Genomic DNA, 26652 nt, shown 5'->3' on the forward strand with positions numbered 1-26652 from the left:
TCAAATGAATAATATCAAGCCCGCCCATTTTTTCTCCTAAAATGCCAAAACCCAGTAAACACGGGTTTTTCAGTTCGCCAATATTGTATTAATATTGACGTTTTCTTATGGAGAATAAGTAAGAATAGGGTATTTGGGGCATTACTTATAATGGCAGGAACATGCTTTATATTTTTATAAATATATATACTGCATTGCACCAAGGAAGCTATATCGATCACTTATTATAGAAGAATGTGTTAAAAATAAAAAATGAGGACAAGAAATTATGGAAATGGAAAGTGAATTATTTAATACAATAACGGAACACTTGATGCTTAACGAAAAACCTTCTGATTATCTAAATTGGTTATCTAATTTAGAGAGTTTCAAGCAAAGGCCTTTTTCCATGTTAGGGAGGTTAAAGGCCACAGAGCAATCAAAAATCCACCATCCCGAGGGAAATGTCTGGAATCATACGATGCTGGTATTGGATGAAGCTGCCGCAGTGAGAGAAAAAAGCAGTGATCCAAAGGCATTCATGTGGGCGGCTTTGCTGCATGATATAGGGAAACCAGATACCACCAGAATAAAAGGAGAAAAGATTACTGCCTACAATCACGATAGTGTAGGAGCTGACTTAGCAAAAGAATTTCTGGAGGCGGTTACATCTGAACAAGATTTTATTGTAAAGGTAAGTATGTTGGTTAAATATCATATGCATATGCTTTATATTTTAAAAGATCTCCCGTTTAGCGATAAAAAAGGGTTGGTTTCAAGTGTTAATATGAATGATATAGCCTTATTAGGGCGTTGTGACCGATTAGGACGGAAGGCTGCTGACCGTAATAAGGTTATGGAGGAATATAGCAGATTTCATTCGATACTGGAAACCATGGAGAAAAAATATAGAAAATAATTAGAACTTATGGAACTCCCACAAATCGAATATGGCTGATTCTTTTCACATGTTTTCCTTTGTATGAAAGTTTCAACCAGACTATTGCTCATAAAGAAACACATAGCTTTTCCTTTGTGGAAGCCATGTGTTTCTTTATAAGCAATGGTGGAAAAAAGATTTCAGCAATCAAATCAACTGCACTAAGGCAGGCGTGTTTCATCAAACTCTTTTCGAAATACTTCTATTTTTTCAGATGTTGGCGCAAAATTATGCGACATCTTTCTTCTTCAGCCACTGCACGGCGAAGACCATGGGCAATCCTGTAAACACAACACAGGAAGCCAAAAATGGAAGAGTGTCCTGGACGGTTAGATATCCCATGCCATTGGCGTCCATTCCAAGAGCCAGCAAGGAATAGGGAAAGAAAAGTCCCCGACCCGAATTTACCATGGCAAGTCCTATGATGCCGCCAATGAGCGAGATCCCCACGGGGATGGCAAAGCTCTTAATGGTCATAGAGAAAGTCAATTGCACTGACGCGATGGAGATGCCCGCAAACGCGCCAAGAAGAAGCCAGTGGGGCAAGTCGGAAGGCACCTCCCCTGATAATCCGGCATATTTCCCGCAGATCATGAAGAGCACGCCCGTTAGCAGCTGCGTCAAAATGACCAGCCCTGCTGAAACAATAAGCTTCCCATCGAAGATTGTCTGAGCTGAAATCGGGAAAGTCAGCAGGCTGTTCCAATTGTTTTCCCGATGTTCCAGCCGCCATTGATAGGCGCACAGTACACCAATCAGCGACGGCAGGAAGAAGAAGCTGGAAAAAATGGTGTGCTGTGTCCACAGGCTATACCATTCTTTCGTAAGAATACCGATGTTCTGAAGATAGTTGAATGTTCCCATAACAGACGCCAGCAGCGGCAATGTGAAAAAGGCTATCCACACCGGTGCACGGCGCAGTTTTATGATTTCCGTTTTTACAACAGCAAACAACATAGCTTACACCTCCCTTTTCACAAACTGTTTTCGACCAAACCAATATAAAATCACAAGGGCAGCGGTGAGCAATGCACCGTCAATAACCGGAAATGGAGCCTGATAGTATGACACGGTCCTGGCAGCCCGATTCCAGTCCATATGCACCGGAGAGAGCAGCCCATAATAAGCGCTGGGCACCAGACGCATGACCCATTCCGGGAAGAACATGGCCATCAAGCCGAGAAAACCTGTGATAAGTCCTACAGACATTGGAATAAACTGATTGATATGCCTCAATGCGATTATTTGCAGAAACAGCACCAGAAACAGACTGCATAGCAGCTGCGAGCCAAAATACCAGATCAGGGCTGAATCCGGCCTGGGAGGAACAAAGCCTTTGATCTGCCCCACTAACAAAATGACCCCAATCTGCAGCCCAACCACTGCCGCAATGTGAATGCCCGCACAGAAAAATTTTGCATCGAACAAACTGCCGGGGGGCTGCATCGTAAACAATGTTTTCAGATTGCTGCCCTTATGTTCGATGTCACACATTCTGGAGACAAGTACTGAAATCATCACGGGCAGCACAATGGAATTTAAAACAGCAAATTGATACAAGCTGTTCAGATACCCTCCGGCAAGCTTGGAAGCATCCATGTTTCTGAGGCCCCAGATCAGCCACAGCGCCTGCACAGCACTGATAGCTCCAACAATAAGCCAGTAACGCTTACGCCGGGCCTTATAGAATTCAAGCTTCAACACGTTCATAATACAGCCTCCGTTCCGGTCATCTCCAAAAAGATATCTTCAAGGCTTTTTTCGCGCCCTTCCATACGCACAATTCCAATCTCATTCTGTGCCAGCAAAAGGCTTACCGCAGCGGCCTTTTCATCTGTAGGCTGCGGCAGCATCAGCCATCCATCGGCATGTTTTGCCTTTGGCAGAAGTGCAGCGGCTTTTTCATTATTGCTGGTGCGCAGCGCCAGGTGGCAGCTGCTTTTGGCGTGCAAGGCAGCAAGTGTATCTTGAAATACGAGTTTGCCCTTTCGGATGACACCTACATGATCAGCAATTTGATCAATCTCAGATAGGAGATGACTCGATACCATCACCGTCATCCCGTATTGGGCAGGCAAGGATTTAACCAGTTTTCTCATTTCCTGTATCCCTGCAGGGTCAAGACCGTTGGTGGGTTCATCCAGAATCATCAGCTTTGGCCTGCCCATCAAGGCGGCTGCAATCCCAAGACGCTGCTTCATCCCAAGAGAAAACTTCCCAACCTGTTTATTGCCTGTTCCAGTCAATCGCACTGCGTCCAGCGCCGCATCGATCTCTCCTTTGGGAAGGCTGCGCAGTGAACGCACAATCTCCAGGTTTTCCCGGGCCGTAAGATGACCGTAATAGCTGGGTGATTCGATGAGAGAACCAACCTTTCGCAGGATGGACAAACGGTTTTTATCATTTAGTTTCTGCCCCAGTACAGAAATACTCCCTTCAGTGGGATGTACAAGCCCTAGCAGCATTTTCATTGTCGTGGTTTTTCCGGCGCCATTTGGTCCAAGAAAACCGTATACTGCCCCAGTGGGAACGTTAAGATGGATATGGTTTACGGAAATTTCCTGCCCGTAGCGCTTGGTAAGATTCTCGGTGGTAATACAATAGTCCATAGCGGATCTCCTTTCTATTTCTCCCACAGGATACCGTACACGCCTTACACGCCGCTGACGTCAGCCTTACTTTTACCTTAAATTTTTCAATTTTTCGAGATGTTATGGCAACAAAGGGTTATAATAGAAGAACAAAAACGGAAAGGAGATGGTGCAATGCAAAATATCCACGAGACACGGCTGCTTTTGGTGGACGACGAGCCGGAACTTCTGGCCATGGTGGAAATCTTGCTGCGGCAGGAAGGGTTTGTGCAGATCAGGACGGCCTCCACTGCGGCAGAAGCTCTAAGGACTGCTCGGGATTTTATGCCCCAAGCGGTGCTGCTGGATGTGATGCTGCCGGACGGTGACGGCTTTACACTCTTCTCTCAACTGCGGCGGCAGGCAGACATTCCGGTGCTGTTCCTTTCTGCCCGGGATGAGGATGAGGCTCGTCTGCGGGGGCTGGGCCTTGGCGCAGATGATTACATTACAAAACCATTTCTGCCTCAGGAACTGACACTTCGCTTGTGCGCTGTTTTACGCCGCACCTATTCTGTGGAGGAGCCTGCTGTGACGGAGAAAATCTTTCTTGGAGAGATGACCGTGGATATGGGCAGCGGCACGGTGATGGGAAACGGCGGTGAAAAGATGCTGACCGCAAAGGAATACGCACTGCTTTCCAAGCTGAATGAAAACCGGGGCCGCATCGTAACGGTGGACAGCCTGTGTATGGCGGCGTGGAATGAGGAGAATATAGGATATGATAACACGCTGATGGTACATATGCGCCGTCTGCGGGAAAAGATTGAGATCGATCCTTCCCATCCCTGCTGGCTCATTACGGTGCGGGGGCTGGGATATCGGCTGCTCAAGGAGGCGAAACTGTGAAATCCAAAGGTATCAGATACAGTGCACTGTGGCTGTCTGCCTTGTTGGCAGTCATTTTTGCAGTGGGGATAATCGTGAATCTTGGGTTATTTTTTTATGCGGTGATTTCCTTTTCGGGAAAGGGCAGAGAGCCAAAGGTTTCCATGTACGCTGAGATGCTGGAGCATACAAACAGCGGCTATCTGCTTCCCGCAGAAGCAGCGGACAAGCTAACAGAAAATCATTATTGGGCCATGCTCATTTCTGATACAAACGGAGAGGTCCTGTGGTCATATGACAAACCTCCGGAAGTACCGGAACAGTATAACTTTTCTGATATTGCTGCGTTCTCACGCTGGTATTTGACCGATTATCCTGTCAAGGTGTGGACTGTGGAGGATGGATTATTTGTGCTGGGTGCGCCCAAGGATTCGATATGGAAAAACCCTGTTGAAATGTCCATGGATCAACTTAATTTTTGGCCTGTTTGGATTGTGGTTGCGCTGGTGTGCAATTTTCTTGTTATTTTCGGCGTATCCGTATGGATGTCCGGACGCCGCTATAAAGAGCGGGACGCCGCACGGATTGAATGGATAGCAGGGGTTTCTCACGATATCCGTACACCTCTCTCCATGGTCCTTGGCTATGCTGCAAGCCTGGAAAATGATGGTGAAATACCGGAAAAGAAACGGCAGCAGGCTGGGGTTATCCGTCAGAAAGGTGAAGAAATGCGGTCCCTGGTTGCTGATTTAAATCTTGTGAATCGGCTGGAATATGCAATGGAACCCCTGAAAAAAGAAAGCTTATCAATGGCAGCCCTTGTCCGTGAAACAGCGGCGAATTTTCTCAATGCAGACCTTGACGAAAAATATCCCATTGAGGTGGAAATCCATCCAACTGCCGCAGCTTTACAGACATACGGTGACCGGGCACTGCTGGTTCGTATGTTAGGCAATCTGATTGGCAACAGCATTCGCCATAACCCACAGGGCTGTTCCATTCGAATAGAACTGGGGGCTGAAAGAAAACTGTTCCATTTAACTATTCAAGATAATGGGGCAGGCTTTACGGACGAACAGCTGACCCTGCTGCGCAAGGGCACAAAGCATGAAACATCTTCGGGCAGCGGGCTGGGCCTTCGCATCGTGAAACGCATTGTGGAGGTTCATGGGGGGCAAATCTGCTTTCGAAATATACTGGAAGGCGGCTGCAGTTGTACGGTATGGCTGAAAGCGGGAGACAAGCGATAGCCCTTATTATTTTATTGCGATAAATTAAGAAAACAAGCTGTATATTCAGGTGCGGAAACGGTGGAATTTATACATCTGCTCCTTTTAGCGGCTGCTTTCGTCCTTTCGGGTTAGAATCTCTATATAATTAAAAAAGAAAAGAGGAAGCATAATGCCTCCTGCTAATAAGGATGTTTTCTCATGCACCACCAATCTTCTCGATAAACTCCCGCACAATTTCAGGAGTCAATTCCTGAATATCGGTGCACCTATCCACAACAGCCGTGAAGCGGTCAGTATTCAGAATGGTGTCCTTCCCAGCGGAGATTTCCTACTCCAGCTTGCCGGACAGGGTAAGTAACTCCTGCTTTTCAGCAGGCCTGGTGAGGGTTGTCAAGCTGGTGCGTGAATATCAAAAGCAGAAAGTTGTTATCTTGCACTTATATATGTTAAAAAAGTAATAAGGAAAATTTTTTTTGCAGCCCCCTGGAACTACTCAGATTAACTGGTATAAATAGCGGAAAACAGGGCTATAGAGGCGGTTTATGCAAACAGAGACAAACCACTTCAATTACTCCGCATCTGCCGTACAAATGCCCTCTGTACATCTTTCATATAGGTGCGGCTAACAGGGATTTCTTTCCCGTTTACGGCGATAGCATCCTGCTTTGTAAGCTCTCGGATGCTTTGGATATTGACGGCATACGCCTGATGGCAGCGGGTAAACTGCTCCTTCGGGAGTTCATTCAATAAGTCGGTGAGCTTGCCTGATACATAGATGGAACCCTCCCGCACGGTGACCTCCACACGACGTCCTGCGGTTTCAAGGCAGATGATATCCTTGATTGCTATGCGCCGCTTCCCTTCGTGGGTTTCAAAAAGAAAGAACTGATTTGAAAATCGACTATGGTAATCCGCATGAATAAGCTGCTCCAGCTTTTTACCGTCAAGGGGCTTCATTAAATAGTGCAGGGCACCCACATCATAGCCTTGCAGGGCAAAATCCGGGCTGGAGGTGATGAAAATAATTGTCGCCTCTCTATCTGATTTTCTTATCCTGTGGGCCAGAGCCATGCCATCCGTCCCGTTCATGAGGATGTCTAAAAGGAGCAGATCGTAGCGTTTTCCCTCTTCCATAAAGGCTTTCAGAAAATCATTGCTGTTTCGGAACCCGGAAATATGGTATTCTATATTTAGCCTGTCAAGTATATTCTGGCAGATTTTTTTATGTGCTTCAAAAAAGACGTTCTCATCTTCGCATAAGGCAACTTCGTACATAGGGGTTCACCGCCTTTCCTATGATTATGATACCATTTTTTGACCGATTACGGAAGCCTGTTTGTCAAAAGCCGCGGGCTACGCTGTTTTTTTAACCAGTTTTGTATCTGCGCTTCACATTTGAGAGACTTGCATTATAATGGATGAATAACGAATGTTACTGTTATGAGTGCTGTGGGAAGGAGCTATGGCTATGAAGAATTCACCTGTAAAGGGTTTTATGAAAAGAGCACAATTGGTGGAGCGTGACAGCGTGGTATTTACCGCACTGCTTCTGCTCAGTGCCGCAGCTGTTATTGTTTTTTTAAGCTTCTATTTCAAAGGGTACCGCCAGCCGTATCGGATGAAAGAGGTCATTGACCTATCCGAGAGCTGGCAGTATTCTGTGGAGGGGATTAATCAGGCGGAGCTTGCCACGTTGCGCACCGGCCCCCTGCTTGCTCCCAATGAAACCATGACCTTGCGACGGGTGCTTGACAAAGAGGTGCAGGAAGCCGCCATCCTCATCCGCACGAACCATCAGGCCGTCAATGTGTATCTGGACGGCAGCCCGCTTCATACCGACTCGGCATTTGAGCCGGGAAAGAATCCTGGTATGGCGTTGCATCTGCTCCTGCTGCCGGAGGATTATTTGAATAAGATGCTGGAAATCGAACTGACATCTCCCTACACCCTTTATTCCGGGCGCACCAGCCCCATCCTTATGGGGACGATTCCATCTTTAGAAGCCTATGCGCTCTCCCTTTCGATGCGCTCGGTCATTCTCATGGCGATGTGCCTGCTGATTGGGCTTGGCATCATTGCACTGACGCTGGTGCAGACACTTCACGGCAGCTCTCCCCAGCCGCAGAATTTGGCCATCGGTGTGTTCGCAGTCATTTGGGCATTGTACTACGTCTGTACCGAATACATTGTATACCAGTTCTTTGCACCATTTTGGGTGTCCACACTCAGCCTGGGGCTTTACTTCACCTTTCAGGCGCCGCTGTCACTCTACTTTTATTTTTCCTTTGAACATTACAAAAAGTGGATGCTGCCCGCCGTCATTCTTCACAACGGATTCGCGGCGGCGGCAATCCTGCTCCAGCTTACCGGTATTGTAAACTTGCCGCAGCTGGTTACTGTGAACAATATTTTTCTGGCCGGTCTTGTCTACACCATCGTACTGGCGGTGCTGGAGGCGTTGAAGAATAATCGTATGATGCTGCTGGCAGCGCCCTTTTTGATGGTAGCCTACGGCTCGATGCTGTATAATTTTACCGTGTTCTACACACGGCATGGCGTTGTGCCGTACACCTACAGGGACACCTATTTCCTGTTGATTCTATGCGTGCTGGTTTACAATGTCCGGCAGTTTTTCAGAATATACTACCGAGTACAGCGGGAAAGCGCCATGCTGACCTTGCAGAACCGGCTGGCAAAGGACAGCTACGAGCAGATCAAATCCCATCTGAAAGAGGTGGGAGGATTGAAGCATGAGATAGGAAATCACCTTGCCGCCCTGCACACTTATCTGACGGATGGGCGTCACGAGGAAGCGATGCGGTATCTGGAACGCTGTTCCGGGCAGGCGGAGACGGTATCCCAAGCGGTTTTCCATAATCATTTCCTTGTAAACGCAGTGATAGGGAACTTGATGCAAAGGGCGAAGGCCCTTGGCATAACGGTAGAACTTAGCCTGAAAGCAGGGCCTTTGCACATCGCTGATCCGGATTTGTACAGTCTGCTTTCCAATCTGATAGACAATTCACTGGAAGCATGCGAAGCAATTCCCGATGAAGAAAAACGCTTTATCCGTTTGTCAATGGTTCGGCGGGAGCCATACCTGAGCATCACCTGTGTCAACAGCAGGGCGGGAGATATCCAGAGCGAGAACGGTGAGCTTCAAACCACCAAAGGCGGTGACGGACACGGCTACGGTTTATGGACAATCCGGCGTATCGCAGACACCTACGATGGGCTGGTTGACATGGATTATGATGAAGGCACCTTTACCATTACAGTGGCGCTAAAGGATAAATAGACAAAAAATCAGCTTGACGGAGCGGCCATTCCCGCGTCAGGCTTTTTTCTTGCAAGTTACGTCGTTTTTTTTACCAGTTTTGTATCCTATCTTGTTATAGAGGGCAATGGAGGATAAAGTAAATGGTGGAACATTGCTTTATCAATTACGGAACAGTCGTTTCCGGGCAGAATACAAGGAGGAATGACAATGATACAGTCACAAAGCAACAAAGTATTTGGCAAGCGGGTGCTGGCACTGTTGCTGTCTACGGCAGTAGCATTTGGCGGTATGACAATACCGGCTTCCGCAGAAACCGTATCGGTGGGGACAAGCAGTAATACCATTACCAGTTTTGAAGAACTGCCGGAGGATGTCACATCACAGACGGTAGAGCTCGGCACGCCTCAGGAGAAATTAAATCTGCCGGAAACGCTCTGTGTCACGGTAATGACCGAATCAACTCTGACGGTCGAGCTGGATTCGGGTGATGTTTCCGACATAGAGGAACAATCAGAGGAAGAAATGGAAGCGCCGGAAACAGAGGGAGTACTGTCCGAAGCTACCCCGTCCGACAGCAAACCCGTTGATGATCCGGAAGAAACATTCTCGAAGGATGTGGAGGATACCGTATCGGAGGAACTTTCCGTCATATGGACTTCCGAACGGTTCTATGACCCGGAAGAGGAGGATACTTACATTTTCACCCCGACATTGCCTGAGGGCTATGCTCTGGCCGATGGCGTGAGCCTGCCGGAGATTTCGGTTACAGTTTGGGTAGAGGCTCCCGCAAAGTTGATGATGGGGCTAATGAGCACTTCAACGATTGATTATGCGGATGAAAATGGTGTGGCACAAGACCCTGTAACGGCAACGCTGATTGAGGGAACCGCTGCATCGCTGTCAGACGGCTGGTATTATGCGGAAGGTTCGCTGATCATCAATAACTCTCTCACCATTAACGGCGATGTAAATATTATCCTGACGGATGACTGTGACCTGACGGTGAATGGTGGCAATGTCGATGCCGGTATCAATGTTTCAGGCAGCAATAGCCTTACCATCTATGCACAGTCCACAGGAAATGATATGGGTGCGCTGACAGTGATAAGCGGTAGCCATGACTGTGCGGGTATCGGCGGAAAGACAAAACAGACAGGCGGTACCATCACAATTAACGGCGGCACAGTCACAGCCACTGGCGGCCCCTGCGCTGCGGGTATTGGCGGAGGTGGGAATTACCCTTATGGCGGAGATGGAGGTACCATCACGATCAACGGAGGCATAGTTACAGCCACAGCTTCCCCTTCATTGGGTGACCCCGCCGGTATTGGCGGGGGCGGATATGGTAATGCGGGAACAATTAAAATTACCGGCGGGACTGTAATCGCAAACGGAAGTCAAAAAGGAATTGGCAGCGGTGCAGAAAGGTCAGGAGGCACTATCGAAATCTCCGGCGGTACAGTCACAGCTAACGGAATCGGCACGGGTGGCTATGACGCATCTGCGTCCATAACCATAAGCGGAAATGCGTTTGTTGTATGTACCAGCACAGCGTATGGCGGAATCGCAAAGAACGACCAAACCAATTGGAGCGGCGTGGTTATTGAGGGAAATATCGGAGCGGTCTATGGCATGGTTACTCTCACTGATGATGCGGAGATTCCAAGCGGTGTCAAGCTGACGATATCGGATGGCGCAGAATTGACCATACCTGATGGAAAAACGCTGACAAACAGCGGTACGATCCTTGTTGAAAGCGGCGGCGTGCTTACTATCAGCGGTACACTCATCAATAATAATACAATCGTAAAAAAAGGTACGATTACAGGAACAATCAGCGGAGCAGATGCAGTGCTCCCATCATTAGCAGGCTCGGTATCAATCACAGGCACACCTGTCTACGGCGCAATGCTGACGGCAAACACAGGCGGTATAACCTCATCCGAGCCGGGAGCGTTTGCGTATCAATGGAAACGCAACGGCACAACCATTATAGGCACGGACAGCACATATACATTAACGACCGCCGACATCGGGCACACAATCACCGTAAGCATTACAGCGACGAATTATGACGGAGAATTATCCTCCGGCGGTGTGATTATCACAAAGGCGGTGGCTCCATCTATCACGTTCCCGACCTCGGCAACGGCGATTACCTATGGGCAGACGCTGGCGAGCGCAACACTCAATAGTACCTCGGATGTAAACGGCACATTCGCATGGACTGCTCCGTCCACCGCACCTACCGTTGCACAGAGCGGAAGCCCCTTTGAAGTAACCTACACGCCGACCGACCCGGCGAATTACGATTATACAAGCGTAACGCTTACAGCAAACGTGGCGGTAACGGTGCTCAAGGCGGCCGGGAGTTTTGGTAGTCCGTCTGCGCTGAATATCACCTACACAAACACGCTGACCCTTGCGGAGGTTACTCTGCCCGCAAACTATGCGTGGACGAATTCGTCAACATCAATCACATCGGCAGGCAGCGGACAGACTTTCCCCGCTACCTACACCGACCCCAGCGGCAACTACGAACCCGCTAACGGTAATATCACGGTGAATGTGGCAAAAGTAACGCCATCCCTGACGCTGGGGGCCAACCCTACAAACACACAGTCCCGCCCCGGCAGTGTGGAGCTGACAGCTACACTTCCTGCCGATGCGACTGGAACCCTAACTTTTAAGGCTGGGGCAAGCACAATAGCGGTTGTAACCCTGCCGGTCAATACCGCAACCTTTACCCCGGTAGGTGCGGAAAATTCATATAGCTTTACCGTGGAATACAGCGGGGATAGCAACTACGAGAGCAAAATCAGCACAACGCTGGAATACAGCTTTATAAAGTCCGAACAGGCGAATGTAATTGTCTCGGACGGTTCGGTGAACTACGGCGAAACGCTGGATTTATCTACTCTTGTCAGCGGCGGCTCCGGCACAGGTGCTCTCAGTTTCAGTAAAATCGACGGCCCCGGTGAAATAGGCGGTGCGACACTGACGCCCACCGGTGCAGGCGATGTGAATATCATCGTGGCAAAAGCGGCAGATCATGATTACAATGTCAAGTCTGCCGCCTTTAAGGTGACAGTCAATCCACGTGCAATCACTTTCATGGTGGCTACGGTCGGAACGCAGGCCCATACGGGCAACCCCGTCACTCCCACACCGGAAGTAAAGGACGGCACCACGGTTCTGACCGAAGGTGTGCATTTCAACTACTCTTACAGCAACAATATCGATGGGGGAGTTAATGCAACAATCAATATCATTGGTATCGGCTCCTATGCTGGAAGTACCGGTTACACAACCTTTACCATCGGTGGGAGTGTTCCGGGTATTACTACCCCCCCATCCGTCAGCGGTACGGTTTACACCGGAACAGCCTTGTCACAAATCTCACTGACAGGTGGTGTGGCTACTGTCAGCGGATACTTTGAATGGGTAAACCCATCGGCAACCGCCACATATGGTTCCAATACCTTTGAAGTTCGATTTGTGCCGGAGGATAGCATCCTTTACGCACAGGTGTCCGGGATCAATGTTACTTTTAATGCTGTCAACTACTCTAACGACGAAAGCAACGACAATGACAGAAGCGATTCAAGGGATACGACCATCACCGACAGCATGGTAAAGGTGGCGATTGATAAAGCGCTGGAGGACGCCAAAGCCAAAGGCAACACCGCAAACGGTATCAGTGTGAATATTTCGGTGACTGCCATCGGTGCTGCCGGGTTTTCCATCAATCTGGAACGCTCCGCCTTGAACCGTCTGCTTGAAGCGGGTGTAACATCCTTCAGCATTTCCAGCCTGCCGGTGAATATGAGCTTTGATAGGTTGGCACTGAAACAGATTCAGTCACAGAGCGGCGGCAACCTTGCCATCACCGTAAAACCGACGACAGTAACCGGCCTGCGGAATGCTTTTGATATTACCCTCAACTCAACAAAGGACGGTAAGGTAGTCAATATCACCTCGCTGGGAAACGGTACTTCCACACTCAATATTTCTGCAGAACCCGGCGAGAATGAATTTGGCGGCTACCTCTACGGTGCCTATGTAGGAGCAGACAAAAAAATCAACCGCATTGCCAATTCTGCCTATGATTCAAACAGCAGACGCATGATTTTCTCTACCAACCACTTTTCCGTGTATGGTGTAGGCTATACGGCTCCCAGCGACAAGCTGGCTGACATCGGCAGCCATTGGGCAAAGGACAGCATTGATTATGTGGTAGGCCGTGGACTGTTTGGCGGTGGCACGAGTGAGAAATTCCAGCCGGATACCGCAATTACACGGGGAGATTTCGTAACAGCCCTCGGCAGGCTTTCTGGGGCGAATACGAGCGGCTACACCAGCAGCAGCTTCACGGATGTAAAAGCGGACGCCTATTCTATGCCTTATATTGAATGGACATACAAGAAAGGCATCATTCAGGGCATTAGCGGCAGCCGGTTTGCTCCTGACCGCCCCATCACCCGTGAGGAAATTGCGGTAATCCTGCAAAATTACGCTAAGGCCACCGGATACACCCTGCCCGTAACACGCAATGCGGTTAGTTTTACGGACGCTTCCAGTATCGGTAGTGGCTACGAAACGGCGGTAACAGCTATGCAGCAGGCAGGCATCATGATGGGCGGCACAGGCAACAAGTTCAATCCGAAATCCAATGCCACCCGTGCGGAAGCCAGTGCCATGCTCCACCGCTATATCAAGCTGGCCATGGACCCCGCCACTGCGCAGGACTGGACGCTGAATGATGACGGCCAGTATCTATATTACAGAGGCGGAGCTGCCGTGACCGGCTGGCAGACCATCGACGGCGTAAAATACCACTTCTACTCTACCGGCGTTTTACAGACCGGTTGGGTGAAGGACAATGATGAAAACTGGCGTTTTTATTCCGGCAAGACCATGTTGGTAGGCTTTTCGACTTTAGGTGCAAATGGTGATAACAAGACCTACTACTTCAATAAAGACGGCATTATGGTAGCCGGAAAATGGCTGGAGATTGATGGCAAGTGGTATTACTTGAACGCCGACGGTACTCTTGCCCAAAATACGAAAATCGACGGTTGCGAGGTCGATGAAAACGGTGTGAGAAAAACAAAATAAGATAATAAAAAAGAGGTGAGTTTCTCCAAATCCATAACTTCAGCCTGCAATGTTTCACATGGAGTGCACTTTCTGATAGTCGGCTCAAATACGCTTCGCCATCTCAAGGGCTGTTTTGTCCATCGCAGTGCAATGCTCTGTCAGCTGGCCTGTAAGGAGCAGTTCACGGTACTTCCCCGGCTTTTGTCCATGTAAGTAGTTCAGACGGACCCGTACGTACTTCCCTAAATGATCAAGTTTGGCTTTTCCGTCGATTTCAATGTTGGGATATAATAACCCATCAATCTCTGTGTATTCAATTTCAAACCTTGCCATAAGCAAATCCTCCAATAAAGATTATTTACAATTCATCGGTAATCGTTTGGCTGTGTGCCAAACAACTATGATTTTCGTAAACATCCTTATTGGAGGACTGCTAAAGCTTTGTCTTTTCTTTTTTTTACCGGAGACGGTGGGATTCGAACCCACGTGCCGATTGCTCGACAACCTGATTTCGAGTCAGGCTCGTTATGACCACTTCGATACGTCTCCATTACACAGCAATAAGATTATACATGATAAACCCAATTTTGTGTAGTAGTTTATAAAAATTTTGTTTTTTTCCTGTTTATACCTCCAAAATATTGTAAACAATAGAAATATCTATAAAATACCTATATTTGTAAGAAAAAATCTATATCTTTTCGTTGAAAAAAGAGATAAAATAATCAAATAAGGGGGAAAAGGAGGGGTAGGAATGAGACATATGGAACATACATTTTCCACAGTAGAGGAGCTGGTGGAATTTGTTGTAAGGGCAGAAAAGTGTGATTTCAGCATTGAGGTTATTTGCGGGCAAACGGTGATTGACGGAAAGTCACTGATGGGCGTTATGAGCATTGGAATTGGAAAACAGGTAAAGATCGTGTGTCACAGTGCAGATGCCCTCCCTGAAAAGCTGGTAAGCCATGCGGCTTAAGATGGAGCAAACGGGAGACAGTCTGAAAGAAACAGTATAAACGGAAGAAAAGGGAAAACCAGGAGTTTTGGGTATGGACCAGAGGAGAAAAGAAAGCTTGGATGAGCTGGAACGCCGCCGCCGGGCCAGAATCCGGCGGAAGAAGAATAAAAGAAAACAGAAAAAGAAGCGCGTACTTTTCATAGGAGCCGCAATTCTTATACTGGCTGCCGTATTGGCGGGGGTATTGTGGCTTATGAGCCTGTTATTTAACAGGAATTACATATATTTAAAAGAAATCCAGATGCCGGAGTGGATAGAAGCGGATTTTATCCAGATCAATCCCTACTCAAGACCCGGTGAAGAAATGGACAAGGTCAATGAAATTGTCATTCACTATGTAGCCAATCCGGGAACTACGGCCAAGCAGAACATGAACTATTTCAACAATCTAAAAGCCCAGACCGGGATTAAGAAAATCTCAGCCAGCAGTCATTTTATCATCGGCTTAGAAGGAGAGATTCTTCAGGGAATTCCCATCTATGAGGTGGCCTACTCCACATCAAAGGAAAAGAACACCAATACAGTTTCCATTGAATGCTGCCATCCTGATGAAACAGGAAAGTTCAATGATGAAACCTATGATTCCCTGGTAAAGCTGACTTCCTGGCTTTGCAATAATCTGGGATTAACGGAAAAGGATGTCATCCGCCATTACGATGCAACAGGAAAGGACTGCCCTCGGTATTACGTAGCTCATGAGGATGAGTGGAAGCAGTTTTTAAAAGATGTGAAGACGGAAAGAAAACAGCAGGAGTAACATTGCCGGTTTCTTTCCGTCATGTTTTTGAACGGCTGAACAGAAAATGAAATAAAAAGCCGCCCAGGCAGGTGGCAAGCAGATAAACGGCATTTCCAACAAGGATGCCGTATTTCAGCGCAATTTCATGAAAAACAATCTGGGCAGAGGGATAGTAGGGGGATATATAGAACATATCCGCCTGTCCCAAGGGTCTTGCAGTTACATTTATAATAGAAGCGATGATACAGCAGGCAGCAAACAAAGGCAGTATTTTGACAAAGCCCATAAGAGAAGAATCGGCAACGCGGGAAAATGCGATGACAAGCCCGATAAAGATCAGCAGTAAATGCCAGATCAGCCCGTGAAGGGTCAAAAGCCAGTAGTCGTGAAACAGTCCCGACGGCTCAGCAAGCGCCATGACACCTCCCAAAAGGTTAAAGTCCTGCATAAATGTATAAAGGACTTTCCTGTTTCGGGGAGAAGAGAAGGCGGGGAGAGCCAGGCAGAAGTACATGGGAAGACTGCATAGCTGAAATGGAAAGTACCACCAGTTATAGGTCTGGTTATTTACCACGTAAAACAAAAAGAGCTGCTTCCAGATCTCGAAGGCTGTCAGAAAAAGACCGCAGAAAAAAAGCAGGCTGGGAAGCTTGTCATTTTTTATTCTTCCTGCTATATAATGAGCCAGAAAAACCACAAACAAAAGCCCTGTTACAAGGAACAAAATATGAAAAAGAGAATAAGGTGACGGGGCCACCATGGGCCATGCCATTTTTTCAAGAATATCTTTCATAAACCATTACCTTCATTTCCGCTTTATATCCGGTTAAACCATAGTATATAGGATTGCCTGAAAACATGCAATATAAATACAAATCTCCTAAAAAATAAGAATCTTATTTGCACAGGTACTTGATTAATTTTGAAAATACTATATAATGTATAACTGACGCAAGTTTTATAATTATGCAAGTTTGTGCATATATCGAGGAGGAAACATTATGAAAAAGAGTATTATTACAATCGCAGCGGCTGTTTGTATGGCAGCAGTGCTGACTGCCTGCGGCGGTTCCCAGACAAAGACAAAGACAGAGACAACTGCAGCAGCTACGGAAAAAGCAGGAACAGAGGCAGCCTCAGGAGAAACTTCAGCAGAAGGTTCAGAAGCAGCTACAGAAGCAGCCGGCGGAAAGCTGGTTATGGTAACCAATGCAGAGTTCCCGCCATATGAATTCCGTGAAAACAATGATATCGTAGGAATTGACGCAGATATTGCAAGAGCTATTGCAGAAAAATTAGGTATGGAACTGGAGATTCAGGACATGGCTTTTGATTCCCTGATTCCGGCTATCCAGTCCGGCAAGGCTGACTTTGCAGCAGCAGGCATGACCGTTAATGAAGACCGTAAGAAAAATGTGGATTTTACTGATACTTATGCAGAAGCTGCTCAGGTTATCATCGTAAAAGAAGACAGCGATATCGCTTCTCCTGATGATTTAACAGGCAAGAAGATCGGTGTTCAGACAGGAACTACCGGAGATATTTATGCAGACGATATTGAAAATGGAGACATTCAGCGTTTTAACAAGGGAATGGAAGCTGTTATGTCCCTCACTCAGGGAAAAATCGACGCAGTTATCATTGACCGTGAACCGGCAAAGGTATTTGTAAAAGAAAATGAAGGCTTAAAGATTTTAGATGAGGCATTTACAGAAGAAGAATACGCCATTGCCATCAAGAAGGGCAATACGGAATTAGTGGATAAGTTTAACACTGCTATCAAGGAATTAAAGGAATCCGGTGAATTCCAGAAGATCGTAGATAAGTATATTACTGCAGAATAAGAAAAAGGAAGAGTGCCATGTGGGAAAAACTAAGAGATGATTTCTATCAGAATTTTATCGCAGACGACCGTTGGAAATACATCACCGATGGATTGCAGAACACGCTGATCATTACATTTTTTGCAGTACTGATCGGTATTGTACTGGGATTTCTGGTTGCAATCATTCGTTCTACCTATGAAAATACCGGTAAGCTGAAGGTTTTGAACGCCATTTGCAGCCTTTATCTTGCGGTAATCCGGGGAACGCCGGTTGTTGTTCAGCTCCTGATCATGTATTTTGTTATTTTTTCTACTACCAATCCGGGTCAGGTGTTTACGGCGGTTCTTGCGTTTGGAATCAACTCCGGCGCCTATGTGGCGGAAATCTTCCGAAGCGGCATCAGTGCCATTGAAAAGGGGCAGTTTGAGGCCGGACGAAGCCTGGGCTTTAACTACTTCCAGACGATGTGGTTCATCATCATGCCTCAGGCTTTTAAGAACGTAATTCCCACTCTTGCAAATGAGTTCATCGTTCTTTTAAAGGAAACCTCTGTAGCCGGTTATATCGGCCTGCAGGATCTGACAAAGGGCGGGGATATTATTAAGAGCCGCACCTACTCTGCATTTATGCCCCTGGTAGCAGTTGCCATTATCTATCTGATCATGGTTACGGTGTTTTCCTACCTTGTAAAATTACTGGAGAGGAGGCTGCATAAGAGTGAGCATTGACAATAGGAACGAACCTCTGATTCAGGTAAGGAATCTGGGTAAGAAATTCGGCGATACAGAAGTCCTTAAGGACATTTCAGTGGATATTTATAAAGGCGATGTGGTTTGCGTCATCGGGCCGTCAGGTTCAGGAAAGAGCACATTTCTGCGCTGTTTAAACCGTTTGGAGGAGCCTACGGGCGGCCACATCCTGTTTGAAGGCGTGGACATTGTAGATAAGAAGACGGACATTGACAGACACCGCCAGAAAATGGGAATGGTATTCCAGCAGTTTAATTTATTTCCTCATATGACAATTTTAAAAAATCTGACCATTGCGCCTATGAAATTGCAGGGACGCAGTAAAGAAGAAGCAGAGGAGCAGGCTTTTAAGCTTCTTCATAAGGTAGGGCTTGGAGACAGGGCAGAGTCTTATCCCAGCCAGTTATCCGGCGGACAGAAGCAGAGAATTGCCATTGTCCGGGCCTTGTGCATGAATCCGGATGTGATGCTGTTTGACGAGCCAACCTCCGCTCTTGATCCTGAGATGGTGGGAGAGGTGTTAAACGTTATGCGGGAGCTGGCCGAGGAAAAGATGACCATGGTGGTGGTCACTCATGAAATGGGCTTTGCCAGAGAGGTGGCAACCAGGGTTATGTTCATGGATGGCGGCTATTTCCTGGAGGAAAATGAACCGAAGGAATTCTTTGCAAACCCGAAAAATGACAGATTAAAGTTATTTTTAAGCAAGGTATTATAAAATTAACGCTCTCCCGGTGAGGACTTATTTCCGGGGGGGCATTTTTCATTGCCCTTTCTTCTATGTGGTGATAGAATAGAAAGAGTTTTTAAGGGAGGGGGATAACCATGGCATATTTTCCGTTTTTTGTGGATATTGAAGGGAAACACTGTCTCATTGTGGGCGGAGGAAATGTGGCTTACCGGAAGGTTCTGGTGTTAAAGGATTACGGTCCTGTCATTTATGTGGCGGCTCCCCAGGTGATTCCTGAACTGAGACAGCTTATGGAGGAAGAGGGAGAAAAACTGATATGGATGTGCCGTGATTTTGAGGAATCAGACCTGGATCAGGCGGATTTTGTGGTGGCAGGAACCTCTGATGAGCTGCTAAACAAAAGGATTTCCCTTTTATGCAAGGAAAGAAAGATTCCCGTAAACGTGGTGGATGATCAGGAAAAATGCAGCTTTATCTTTCCTGCGCTGATCAAAGAAGGAGATATTACTGTGGGAATTTCTACGGCAGGCAGTGCGCCGTCTATTGCGCAGTATTTAAAACAGAAACTGAAGGAGGTCATTCCCTCCGGGCTTGGAGAACTGGCCCGGCAGCTTGGCTCTTACCGGAGCATGGTAAAGGAAGAGGTGGACTCCTCTGCTCTTCGGATGTCTATTTTTAAGGAGATGGCAGAAGAAGGAATCCGTCAGGGCGGAATCTTTACCAGAGAACAGGCAAAAGAGCTGATAGAAAGGAAGCTGGCTGAGAATGAGAAGTAAAACCATTCGGATTGGAACGAGAAGGAGCGCTCTGGCCGTGGCTCAGGCAAAGCTGGTGGCAGAGGCTTTGGAAAAGACCGGGGCTGGACTGTCCACAGAGCTGGTCTTAAAGCAGACGGAAGGGGATAGAAATCTCCACAAGCCTCTTTTGGAATTTGGAGGAAAGGGAGTATTTGTAACGGAATTTGAGCAGGCTATTCTAAAGGGAGAGATCGATATTGCCGTACACAGTGCAAAGGACCTTCCCATGGAGCTGGAGGAAGGGCTTGGAATCGTGGCGGTTCCTGAACGGGAGGACCCCAGAGATGTGCTGGTAACTCCTGCTTCCAGTGACATTTCCTGTAAAAAGGAAATTGTCATCGGCACCTCCAGTTTGAGAAGAAAGCTTCAGATAGAAGAAATTGGAAAAACAATGTGGCCGGATTCCCTAGTGCGGTGTGAGAATTTAAGGGGCAATGTACAGACCAGACTTGCAAAGCTGATGGAAGGGTCTTATGACGGCATCCTTCTGGCAGCAGCCGGATTAAAAAGGCTGGGAATGACAGAGGACAGCCAGTATCAATACCATTACTTTGACAGCGAAACCTTTATTCCAGCCGGAGGACAAGGGATTCTTGCCGTAGAAGGCAGGCTGGATTCCGGAATAGGTGAAATCATAAAACCCATTGAAAATGAGGAGGCCAGGATGTGCCTGGCTCTGGAACGCCGAATATTGAAGTTTCTTGATGCAGGATGTCATGAACCCATTGGAATCTATTCCCGGCTGAGGGAGGGAAAGATGGAAGTTCTTGGCATAAGCAGAAGAGGAGAACAGACAAAACGGATTCACCTGTGGGGAGAACTTGATGACCTGGACAGGCTGGCATGGCAGGCGGCCAAAGGGCTTTCATAAAGGAGAATGTGATGAAGAAAACAGGAGTGGTCTATCTGGTGGGAGCCGGTCCCGGAGATCCTGGCCTCATTACAGAAAAAGGTTTGTGGAAACTGCGGATATGCGATGCAGTGGTTTACGATTCTCTCGCCTCGGAGCGACTTCTTGACGAGGTGCGGCCGGAGTGCAGGAAAATCTATGTGGGAAAAAGGGCTGGAGCCCATTCCATGAAACAGGAGGAGATCAACAGGCTGTTGGTGGAGCTGGCGGAAGAAGGTCTTTCCGTGGTTCGGTTAAAAGGAGGAGATCCCTTTGTGTTTGGCCGGGGCGGAGAGGAAATTCTAGCTCTTTCCCGGGCGAAAATACTTTATGAAGTGGTTTCAGGAGTCACCTCTGCTGTTGCAGCCCTGGCCTCTGCGGGGATTCCGGTCACACACCGGGCCGTAAGCAGAAGCTTTCATGTGATGACAGGACATACTCTTTCCGAAGAGGGCACATTGCCTGAAGATTTTGAAGCATTTGCCAGGCTAAATGGAACTCTTGTATTTCTTATGGGCCTTGGAAATTTACCTCTCATTGCAGATGGTCTTTTAAAGCAGGGGAAATCAGAGGAAACGCCCGCTGCGGTCATCCAGAATGGAACCCTTTTGGAGCAGAAAGTGGTCCGGGGAACCTTAAAGAATATCAGAGAAAAGGTAAAAGAGGCAGGGATTGGAAGTCCTGCCATCATTGTGGTGGGAGAAACGGCCGCCCTTGATTTTTCTTCTACCTACCGTCAGCCTTTAGAAGGGTGCCGGATCGGAGTGACCGGAACGGAAAGCTTTGGACTCAGGCTTTTGAAGGCTTTGGAATCTCTTGGAGGGACGGGGGCTTATATTTTAAGGCTTTCTTTGAAATCCCGGCGGGGGGAGGAAGCCATGAAAAAAGCATATGAGCAGCTTTCTTCCTATAGCTGGATTGTATTTACCAGTGCCAACGGGGTGAAGGAATTTTTCCTGGGTCTTTTGGAACAGGGTTATGACTTCCGATCAGTGGGTCATGTGAAATTTGCCGCTGTGGGAAAGGGAACAGCGGAAGAACTGCGAAATCATGGCTTTATTGCAGATTACATTCCAGACAGATATCAGGTGAAGGATCTGGCAGACGGGCTTAAAAGTCTGATATCGGAAAAGGACAGGATTTTGATTCCCAGGTCTTCGGGCGGTTCCAAGGAGCTGAATCAGGTTCTTGATGTGGCCGGAATTTTTTATGAGGACGTGGTTTTATATGATGTGGAATGGGATGGAACCGGGGAGGAAAAGAGAAGAGAAGCTTTGAAGGATTTGGACTATGTTGCCTTTGCCAGCGCTTCTGGTGTGGAAGCATTTTTCCAGGGGTCAGAGCAGGCAGGAAGGCAAGTTCTGGAGGGAAAGAAAGTGGCCTGCATCGGGGATATGACTGCAAGGGCACTTATGGAATACGGGAAAAAGGCCGATGTGGTCGCTGATGTTTACACTGCTTTGGGGCTTTCAGAGGCCATATGCCGGAATTGGAACGAGGGGAGAAAAGACTCATAATTTTATTATTTATAGTTATGAATTTTGCATCATAAATTCTAAAAGTTACATAAATTGTATTAACATTTCCGGTTTTCTATTGATAAATAAGCCAATTTGGTATACTTTATTGAATAGAGGAGGCTGAATATATGGATTATTTGGTTGTGTATACGAGTAAAACCGGAAACACTCAGAAAGTAGCCGTAAAGATTTTTGAAGCGCTCCCGGGAAAATCCAAGGACATTGTCAGTCTGGAGGAATTGGGAGGAGAGGAAGCAGATACTTATTTTGTAGGGTTCTGGAACAACCGGGGAATCTGTACGACAGAAGTAATCGATTTTCTCTCAGGACTGCACGGTAAGCGGGTGGCATTATTCGGCACCTGCGGGCTTTCCGGAAATAAAGAGTATTTTAAGCAGGTGGAAAAACAGGTTTCTGTTTTTATCCCTGATGACAATGAATATCTGGGCTGTTTTCTCTGCGGAGGAAAGATGGCGCCCAGAGTTTTAGAAAAATACAGACAGATGCAGGCGGTATGCGATACCCCTCAGATCAGAAATCTGATTGCCGCATACGAGGATGCCATGCTTCATCCCGATGAACAGGATTTTCAAAATGCCTGTGAGTTTGCAGAAGGGGTTCTGAAAAAATGACGGAAGAAAAAGGAGGTGGGTTTTATGGGATTAAAAGATGATGGTGGTTTGAAGAAAGGTCCAAGAAAACCATTTATATTTTATTACAGCATTGTTCTCATACTGATGATTATATTCAATTCCATGGCAGTGCCCTGGCTTCAGTCTAAATCCGTGACAGAGGTGCCTTACAGCACGTTTTTAGAAATGGTGGAGCAGGGAAAGGTTCAGTCTGTTGCAAGGACTGATACGGAAATCCAGTTTAAATCGGATACGGGAAAAACGGACTGGGAGGGTAAGCCGGAGTATGAGGTTTATAAAACGGGGCCATGGCCTGATGAAGAGCTGACGGGGCTGTTGCGTGAAAAAAATGTCCAGTTTGAAAAGACCATTGTCAAACAGATGTCTCCCATGATTTCCTTTTTGCTGACCTGGATTTTTCCTATTCTGATTTTTGTGTTTTTGGGAAATTTCTTATCGGGGCAGATGCAAAAGAGGATGGGCGGCGGCAACGCCATGACCTTTGGAAAGTCCAATGCTAAAATTTATGCGGAATCTGAAACCGGAAAGACCTTCCGGGACGTGGCCGGTCAGGAGGAAGCCAAGGAGGCTTTAAAGGAAATCGTGGATTTCCTTCACAATCCTAAAAAATATGCCGACATCGGAGCCACTCTTCCCAAGGGAGCCCTTTTGGTAGGGCCTCCGGGAACGGGTAAGACCTTGCTTGCAAGGGCAGTGGCAGGAGAGGCCCACGTGCCGTTTTTCTCCATTTCAGGTTCTGAATTTGTGGAAATGTTTGTGGGAATGGGAGCTGCAAAGGTCCGGGATTTATTTAAGCAGGCCACTGACAAGGCTCCCTGTATCGTGTTCATTGACGAGATCGACACCATCGGAAAGAAGCGTGACGGTCACGGATTTTCAGGAAACGATGAGAGAGAACAGACCTTAAATCAGCTTTTAGCTGAAATGGATGGATTTGACGGCAAAAAAGGCGTTGTTATATTGGCGGCTACCAACCGTCCTGATTCTCTGGACAAGGCCCTCTTAAGGCCAGGCCGTTTTGACCGCCGGATTCCGGTGGAGCTGCCGGATTTAAACGGCAGGGAAGCCATCTTAAAGGTTCACGGCAAAAATGTGAAGCTGTCTGATGATGTGGACTTCCGCGGAATTGCTCTGGCAACAGCAGGAGCCAGCGGAGCAGAGCTTGCCAATATTGTCAACGAAGCTGCTCTAAGGGCAGTCCGGCTGGGCAGACATACGGTGGGTCAGAGAGATTTAGAGGAAAGTGTGGAAGTGGTCATCGCCGGATATCAGAGAAAGGATGCTTCCATCAATGTCAGTGAGAGAAAGATCATCGCCTATCATGAGGTGGGCCATGCTCTCGTTGCAGCTTCCCAGAACGATTCGGCTCCGGTCCATAAGATCACCATTATCCCAAGAACTTCTGGAGCTTTAGGCTACACCATGCAGGTAGATGAAGAGGAACGCCATCTGTTGACAAAGGATGCGGCGCTGAGCAAGATCGCCACCTTTACGGGCGGAAGAGCCGCTGAGGAACTGGTTTTTAACACCGTTACCAGCGGAGCTGCCAATGACATTGAGCAGGCAACCAGAATTGCCAGGGCCATGGTAACCCGTTACGGCATGAGTGATGAATTTGATATGGTGGCTTTGGAAACAGTGACCAACCAATATTTAGGCGGGGATACTTCTCTTTCCTGTTCTTCCAAAACAGCTAAAAAGATCGATGATGAGGTGATCCGGATTATCAGGGAACAGCATCAGAAGGCTCTTAAGATATTGAAGGATAATGAGAAGAAGCTTCATGAAATCGCAGAGTATTTACTGGAGCGGGAGACTATTACCGGAGAGGAATTTATGGAAATATTTAAGAGAGAAGAGATATAACATTTATTTTTAATGAAAGCTGGAAGAAACACTGCCCGGATTTTATTGAAAAGGATCGGAGACAGAAACGGAAGAGGTTTCTGTCTCCGATTTTTTTGTGTATTAAAATGCTGGAATTAAAATAATTTCGGGAAAATATGAACCAAATGGGAACTGGGTGGCTCTAATAAACAGATGCGCATCTATAAAATGAAAGGACACAGGCCATGGATGAACAAAACAAAGCTTTGGTAGAAAGTATGATAAGCGGAAGTGAAGAGGCGTTTGACCAATTGTACCGTTCCTGTTCTCCAAAGCTGTACCGTATGGCATATTTTATCACCGGCAACCGGAACGACAGCGAAGATATTTTACAGGAAACATTTGTGAAATGCTTTCTTTACAGGTCAAAGCTGAAACAGGCGGAGCGGTTTGAGCCTTGGCTGTATCAGATTATGGTCAGAACAGCCTGGCGGTTTGAACGAAGAAAAAGGGGGAGGTCAGAGGTCTCGTTTGAAGGTATACTGGATTATGAAAAAGGTACCGGGAGTGCGGAAGGCATCCGTATAGATGGAAAGGCTGCCGGACCCCTGGAAACTGTTTTGAAATCAGAGACAGCCGAAGAAATCAGGATGGCCCTGGGACGTCTGGACATCAAATACCGTACGGTTATTCTTCTTTATTATTACAATGAATTGAGTATCAGAGAGATTGCAGACATTACCGGAACCTTGGAAGGAACAGTAAAATCCCGCCTATATAAGGCGAGAAAGCTGTTAAAAGGTTTATTGGAGACGGAAAAAATCAGGGAAAAGGAAAGGGGATTTTACCATGGACAGGATTTTGGATGATCAATTAAGGCATATTATAAAAGCTGAAATAGATGGGATAAATCCGGAGACAGGAAAAGGCGGTCAATGTCTTGCAGAAATCCATCAAAAAATAAGGCAGAGGAGTGGTGTTATGAAATTTAAAAGGAAAAATGCAGTGGCAACGGCAGCTGCAGTGGCAGCAGTCATGGTAATCGGAACGGTTACGGCAGTGGCGGCAGGCAAGATTACAGGAACACTGAGCGTATCAGATAGAAATCAAATCGTTTATTCCAAAGAAGCGCTGCTTCAGTCAGCAAAAAAGCAAATAAAGGCTTCTCCTAAGATGGTGGCGGAATTTTCTAATGGAATGATCTTCAAAGAGGGGAATATGACAGAGGTGACAGGAATGGATGAAAACGGCAATCCATTGTCTGCGTTTCCTGAAATCTATGCCATGTATGAAGGGGAAAATGGCAGTGTATCACTTAGCATCCATGAGCAGCAGAGCTGGATTTTAGAGGAACCAAAAGGAGTACAAGAGATTTATCAGGATATCAGTCTGAATATTTCTGAGAGTAATTATCTGTTTTTACCTCCTGACGCAGAACCATCTGAGGAAGATTTAAAACTTGAAGAAGAAGGAAAGTTGATGATCAGCTATGGCAGCAGCAAAGTGGAGCGCAAGACTTTCAAATGGGTGGGCTGGAATGAGAACGGCGTGGATTATCTGCTGTCTACCTTTGATCATTTAGAATCTGATGTTTTGGTGAATATGGCAAAGGAAATAATAAATGCAGAATCATGATTCTTTAAATAAGTGATATTTTATTTATAGAAAGAAAAGAAGCAGTGCCAGGTGCAGAAACATTTGACACTGTTTCTTTTGTATATACATGATAGAAAAACCTGAAATGTTCAAATAAAAGCAAAAATATGTTTTTTATTTATCTGAATAAATTGAATATAATATCTAAAAAGTTATATACAATTTGAAATTTAACAAATTATATAAAAATAATTTTAAAATAGTATTGACAAATAGAAACTTGTACGATATAATAAAGCCATAACAAAGGGGACCCCACAGTTATAGGAAGTAAGAAGTGAAAATTTATGGAAGGAGG

General features: G+C 46.8%; 24 protein-coding genes and 1 tRNA gene. 17 read left to right on the plus strand and 8 right to left on the minus strand.

Going from position 1 to position 26652, the window contains the following annotated elements; all coding sequences use genetic code 11:
• Positions 1 to 268: 268 nt before the first annotated feature.
• The gene (locus V7M78_RS10870) at positions 269 to 898 is read left to right on the plus strand and encodes an HDIG domain-containing metalloprotein (RefSeq protein ID WP_333649359.1); all 630 of its coding nucleotides are present in this window, start codon (positions 269 to 271) and stop codon (positions 896 to 898) included.
• Positions 899 to 1147: 249 nt separating this feature from the next.
• Here V7M78_RS10870 and V7M78_RS10875 read toward each other — a convergent pair whose 3' ends face one another.
• Genes V7M78_RS10875 through V7M78_RS10885 form a run of 3 tightly spaced genes read right to left on the minus strand, consistent with a single transcriptional unit; the run spans position 1148 to position 3528 of the window.
• On the minus strand, positions 1148 to 1876 hold the full coding sequence (locus tag V7M78_RS10875) for an ABC transporter permease (protein ID WP_333649361.1): 729 nt from the start codon (positions 1874 to 1876) through the stop codon (positions 1148 to 1150).
• Between the two features lie 3 nt (positions 1877 to 1879).
• The gene (locus tag V7M78_RS10880; RefSeq protein WP_333649363.1) at positions 1880 to 2629 is read right to left on the minus strand and encodes an ABC transporter permease; all 750 of its coding nucleotides are present in this window, start codon (positions 2627 to 2629) and stop codon (positions 1880 to 1882) included.
• Positions 2626 to 3528 (minus strand): ABC transporter ATP-binding protein, encoded by a 903-nt coding sequence (locus tag V7M78_RS10885; protein ID WP_333649365.1) that lies wholly within the window; start codon positions 3526 to 3528, stop codon positions 2626 to 2628. Before V7M78_RS10885 ends, V7M78_RS10880 begins: the two co-directional genes overlap by 4 nt.
• A 156-nt stretch (positions 3529 to 3684) precedes the next feature.
• On the opposite strand from V7M78_RS10885, the gene V7M78_RS10890 reads away from it, so the two are divergent.
• Positions 3685 to 4398 (plus strand): response regulator transcription factor, encoded by a 714-nt coding sequence (locus V7M78_RS10890; RefSeq protein ID WP_333649367.1) that lies wholly within the window; start codon positions 3685 to 3687, stop codon positions 4396 to 4398.
• Positions 4395 to 5627: a sensor histidine kinase gene (locus tag V7M78_RS10895; RefSeq protein ID WP_333649369.1), complete on the plus strand. Its 1233-nt coding sequence runs from the start codon at positions 4395 to 4397 to the stop codon at positions 5625 to 5627. The genes V7M78_RS10890 and V7M78_RS10895 overlap by 4 nt, the downstream gene beginning before the upstream one ends.
• 178 nt (positions 5628 to 5805) lie before the next feature.
• Here the strand turns inward: V7M78_RS10895 and V7M78_RS10900 are convergent, their stop codons facing one another.
• Both V7M78_RS10900 and V7M78_RS10905 read right to left on the minus strand, forming a co-directional pair.
• Positions 5806 to 5883 (minus strand): DUF4368 domain-containing protein, encoded by a 78-nt coding sequence (locus V7M78_RS10900; protein ID WP_333649563.1) that lies wholly within the window; start codon positions 5881 to 5883, stop codon positions 5806 to 5808.
• Positions 5884 to 6173: 290 nt separating this feature from the next.
• On the minus strand, positions 6174 to 6884 hold the full coding sequence (locus V7M78_RS10905; RefSeq protein ID WP_333649371.1) for a LytR/AlgR family response regulator transcription factor: 711 nt from the start codon (positions 6882 to 6884) through the stop codon (positions 6174 to 6176).
• Between the two features lie 193 nt (positions 6885 to 7077).
• Here V7M78_RS10905 and V7M78_RS10910 point away from each other — a divergent pair, with 193 nt between their 5' ends.
• Positions 7078 to 8907 carry a sensor histidine kinase gene (locus V7M78_RS10910; RefSeq protein WP_333649373.1) on the plus strand — a complete coding sequence of 610 codons (1830 nt, stop codon included), beginning with the start codon at positions 7078 to 7080 and terminating at the stop codon, positions 8905 to 8907.
• A 189-nt stretch (positions 8908 to 9096) separates the two neighbouring features.
• The gene (locus tag V7M78_RS10915) at positions 9097 to 14007 is read left to right on the plus strand and encodes an S-layer homology domain-containing protein (protein ID WP_333649375.1); all 4911 of its coding nucleotides are present in this window, start codon (positions 9097 to 9099) and stop codon (positions 14005 to 14007) included.
• An 84-nt stretch (positions 14008 to 14091) separates the two neighbouring features.
• Here the strand turns inward: V7M78_RS10915 and V7M78_RS10920 are convergent, their stop codons facing one another.
• Positions 14092 to 14322 carry a TnpV protein gene (locus V7M78_RS10920; protein WP_333649377.1) on the minus strand — a complete coding sequence of 77 codons (231 nt, stop codon included), beginning with the start codon at positions 14320 to 14322 and terminating at the stop codon, positions 14092 to 14094.
• Between the two features lie 128 nt (positions 14323 to 14450).
• Positions 14451 to 14538: transfer RNA gene (locus tag V7M78_RS10925), tRNA-Ser, on the minus strand.
• A gap of 205 nt (positions 14539 to 14743) precedes the next feature.
• Here V7M78_RS10925 and V7M78_RS10930 point away from each other — a divergent pair.
• Together V7M78_RS10930 and V7M78_RS10935 are read left to right on the plus strand one after the other, a co-directional pair.
• Positions 14744 to 14965: an HPr family phosphocarrier protein gene (locus V7M78_RS10930; RefSeq protein WP_333649380.1), complete on the plus strand. Its 222-nt coding sequence runs from the start codon at positions 14744 to 14746 to the stop codon at positions 14963 to 14965.
• A 73-nt stretch (positions 14966 to 15038) separates the two neighbouring features.
• Complete coding sequence (locus V7M78_RS10935; RefSeq protein ID WP_333649382.1) at positions 15039 to 15764, plus strand: peptidoglycan recognition protein family protein; 726 nt, start codon at positions 15039 to 15041, stop codon at positions 15762 to 15764.
• A 19-nt stretch (positions 15765 to 15783) separates the two neighbouring features.
• Here V7M78_RS10935 and V7M78_RS10940 read toward each other — a convergent pair whose 3' ends face one another.
• Entirely contained in the window at positions 15784 to 16539 is a 756-nt protein-coding gene (locus V7M78_RS10940) for a TMEM164 family acyltransferase (RefSeq protein ID WP_333649384.1), read from the minus strand.
• Between the two features lie 208 nt (positions 16540 to 16747).
• Here V7M78_RS10940 and V7M78_RS10945 point away from each other — a divergent pair, with 208 nt between their 5' ends.
• The 10 genes from V7M78_RS10945 (at position 16748) to V7M78_RS10990 (ending at position 26333) form a co-directional block, all read left to right on the plus strand.
• On the plus strand, positions 16748 to 17590 hold the full coding sequence (locus V7M78_RS10945) for a basic amino acid ABC transporter substrate-binding protein (RefSeq protein ID WP_333649386.1): 843 nt from the start codon (positions 16748 to 16750) through the stop codon (positions 17588 to 17590).
• A 17-nt stretch (positions 17591 to 17607) separates the two neighbouring features.
• Complete coding sequence (locus V7M78_RS10950) at positions 17608 to 18300, plus strand: amino acid ABC transporter permease (RefSeq protein ID WP_333649388.1); 693 nt, start codon at positions 17608 to 17610, stop codon at positions 18298 to 18300.
• A complete protein-coding gene (locus V7M78_RS10955) occupies positions 18290 to 19039 on the plus strand; it encodes an amino acid ABC transporter ATP-binding protein (RefSeq protein WP_333649390.1) in 750 nt (249 codons plus the stop codon). Before V7M78_RS10950 ends, V7M78_RS10955 begins: the two co-directional genes overlap by 11 nt.
• 107 nt (positions 19040 to 19146) lie before the next feature.
• Positions 19147 to 19788, plus strand: coding sequence for a precorrin-2 dehydrogenase/sirohydrochlorin ferrochelatase family protein (locus V7M78_RS10960; protein WP_333649392.1), 642 nt, complete (start codon positions 19147 to 19149; stop codon positions 19786 to 19788).
• Complete coding sequence (hemC, locus tag V7M78_RS10965; RefSeq protein WP_333649394.1) at positions 19778 to 20680, plus strand: hydroxymethylbilane synthase; 903 nt, start codon at positions 19778 to 19780, stop codon at positions 20678 to 20680. Before V7M78_RS10960 ends, hemC begins: the two co-directional genes overlap by 11 nt.
• A gap of 11 nt (positions 20681 to 20691) precedes the next feature.
• Positions 20692 to 22215: a uroporphyrinogen-III C-methyltransferase gene (gene cobA / locus V7M78_RS10970; protein WP_333649396.1), complete on the plus strand. Its 1524-nt coding sequence runs from the start codon at positions 20692 to 20694 to the stop codon at positions 22213 to 22215.
• A gap of 131 nt (positions 22216 to 22346) precedes the next feature.
• Complete coding sequence (gene bilS / locus V7M78_RS10975) at positions 22347 to 22850, plus strand: flavodoxin family protein BilS (RefSeq protein ID WP_333649398.1); 504 nt, start codon at positions 22347 to 22349, stop codon at positions 22848 to 22850.
• Between the two features lie 24 nt (positions 22851 to 22874).
• On the plus strand, positions 22875 to 24737 hold the full coding sequence (ftsH, locus tag V7M78_RS10980; RefSeq protein WP_333649400.1) for an ATP-dependent zinc metalloprotease FtsH: 1863 nt from the start codon (positions 22875 to 22877) through the stop codon (positions 24735 to 24737).
• A 206-nt stretch (positions 24738 to 24943) separates the two neighbouring features.
• Positions 24944 to 25567, plus strand: a complete 624-nt coding sequence (locus tag V7M78_RS10985; RefSeq protein WP_333649402.1) for an RNA polymerase sigma factor — start codon at positions 24944 to 24946, stop codon at positions 25565 to 25567.
• Between the two features lie 112 nt (positions 25568 to 25679).
• A complete protein-coding gene (locus V7M78_RS10990) occupies positions 25680 to 26333 on the plus strand; it encodes a hypothetical protein (RefSeq protein ID WP_333649404.1) in 654 nt (217 codons plus the stop codon).
• Positions 26334 to 26652 lie beyond the last annotated feature (319 nt).

This window comes from Lacrimispora sp. (assembly GCF_036758025.1).
GTDB lineage: Bacteria > Bacillota > Clostridia > Lachnospirales > Lachnospiraceae > Lacrimispora.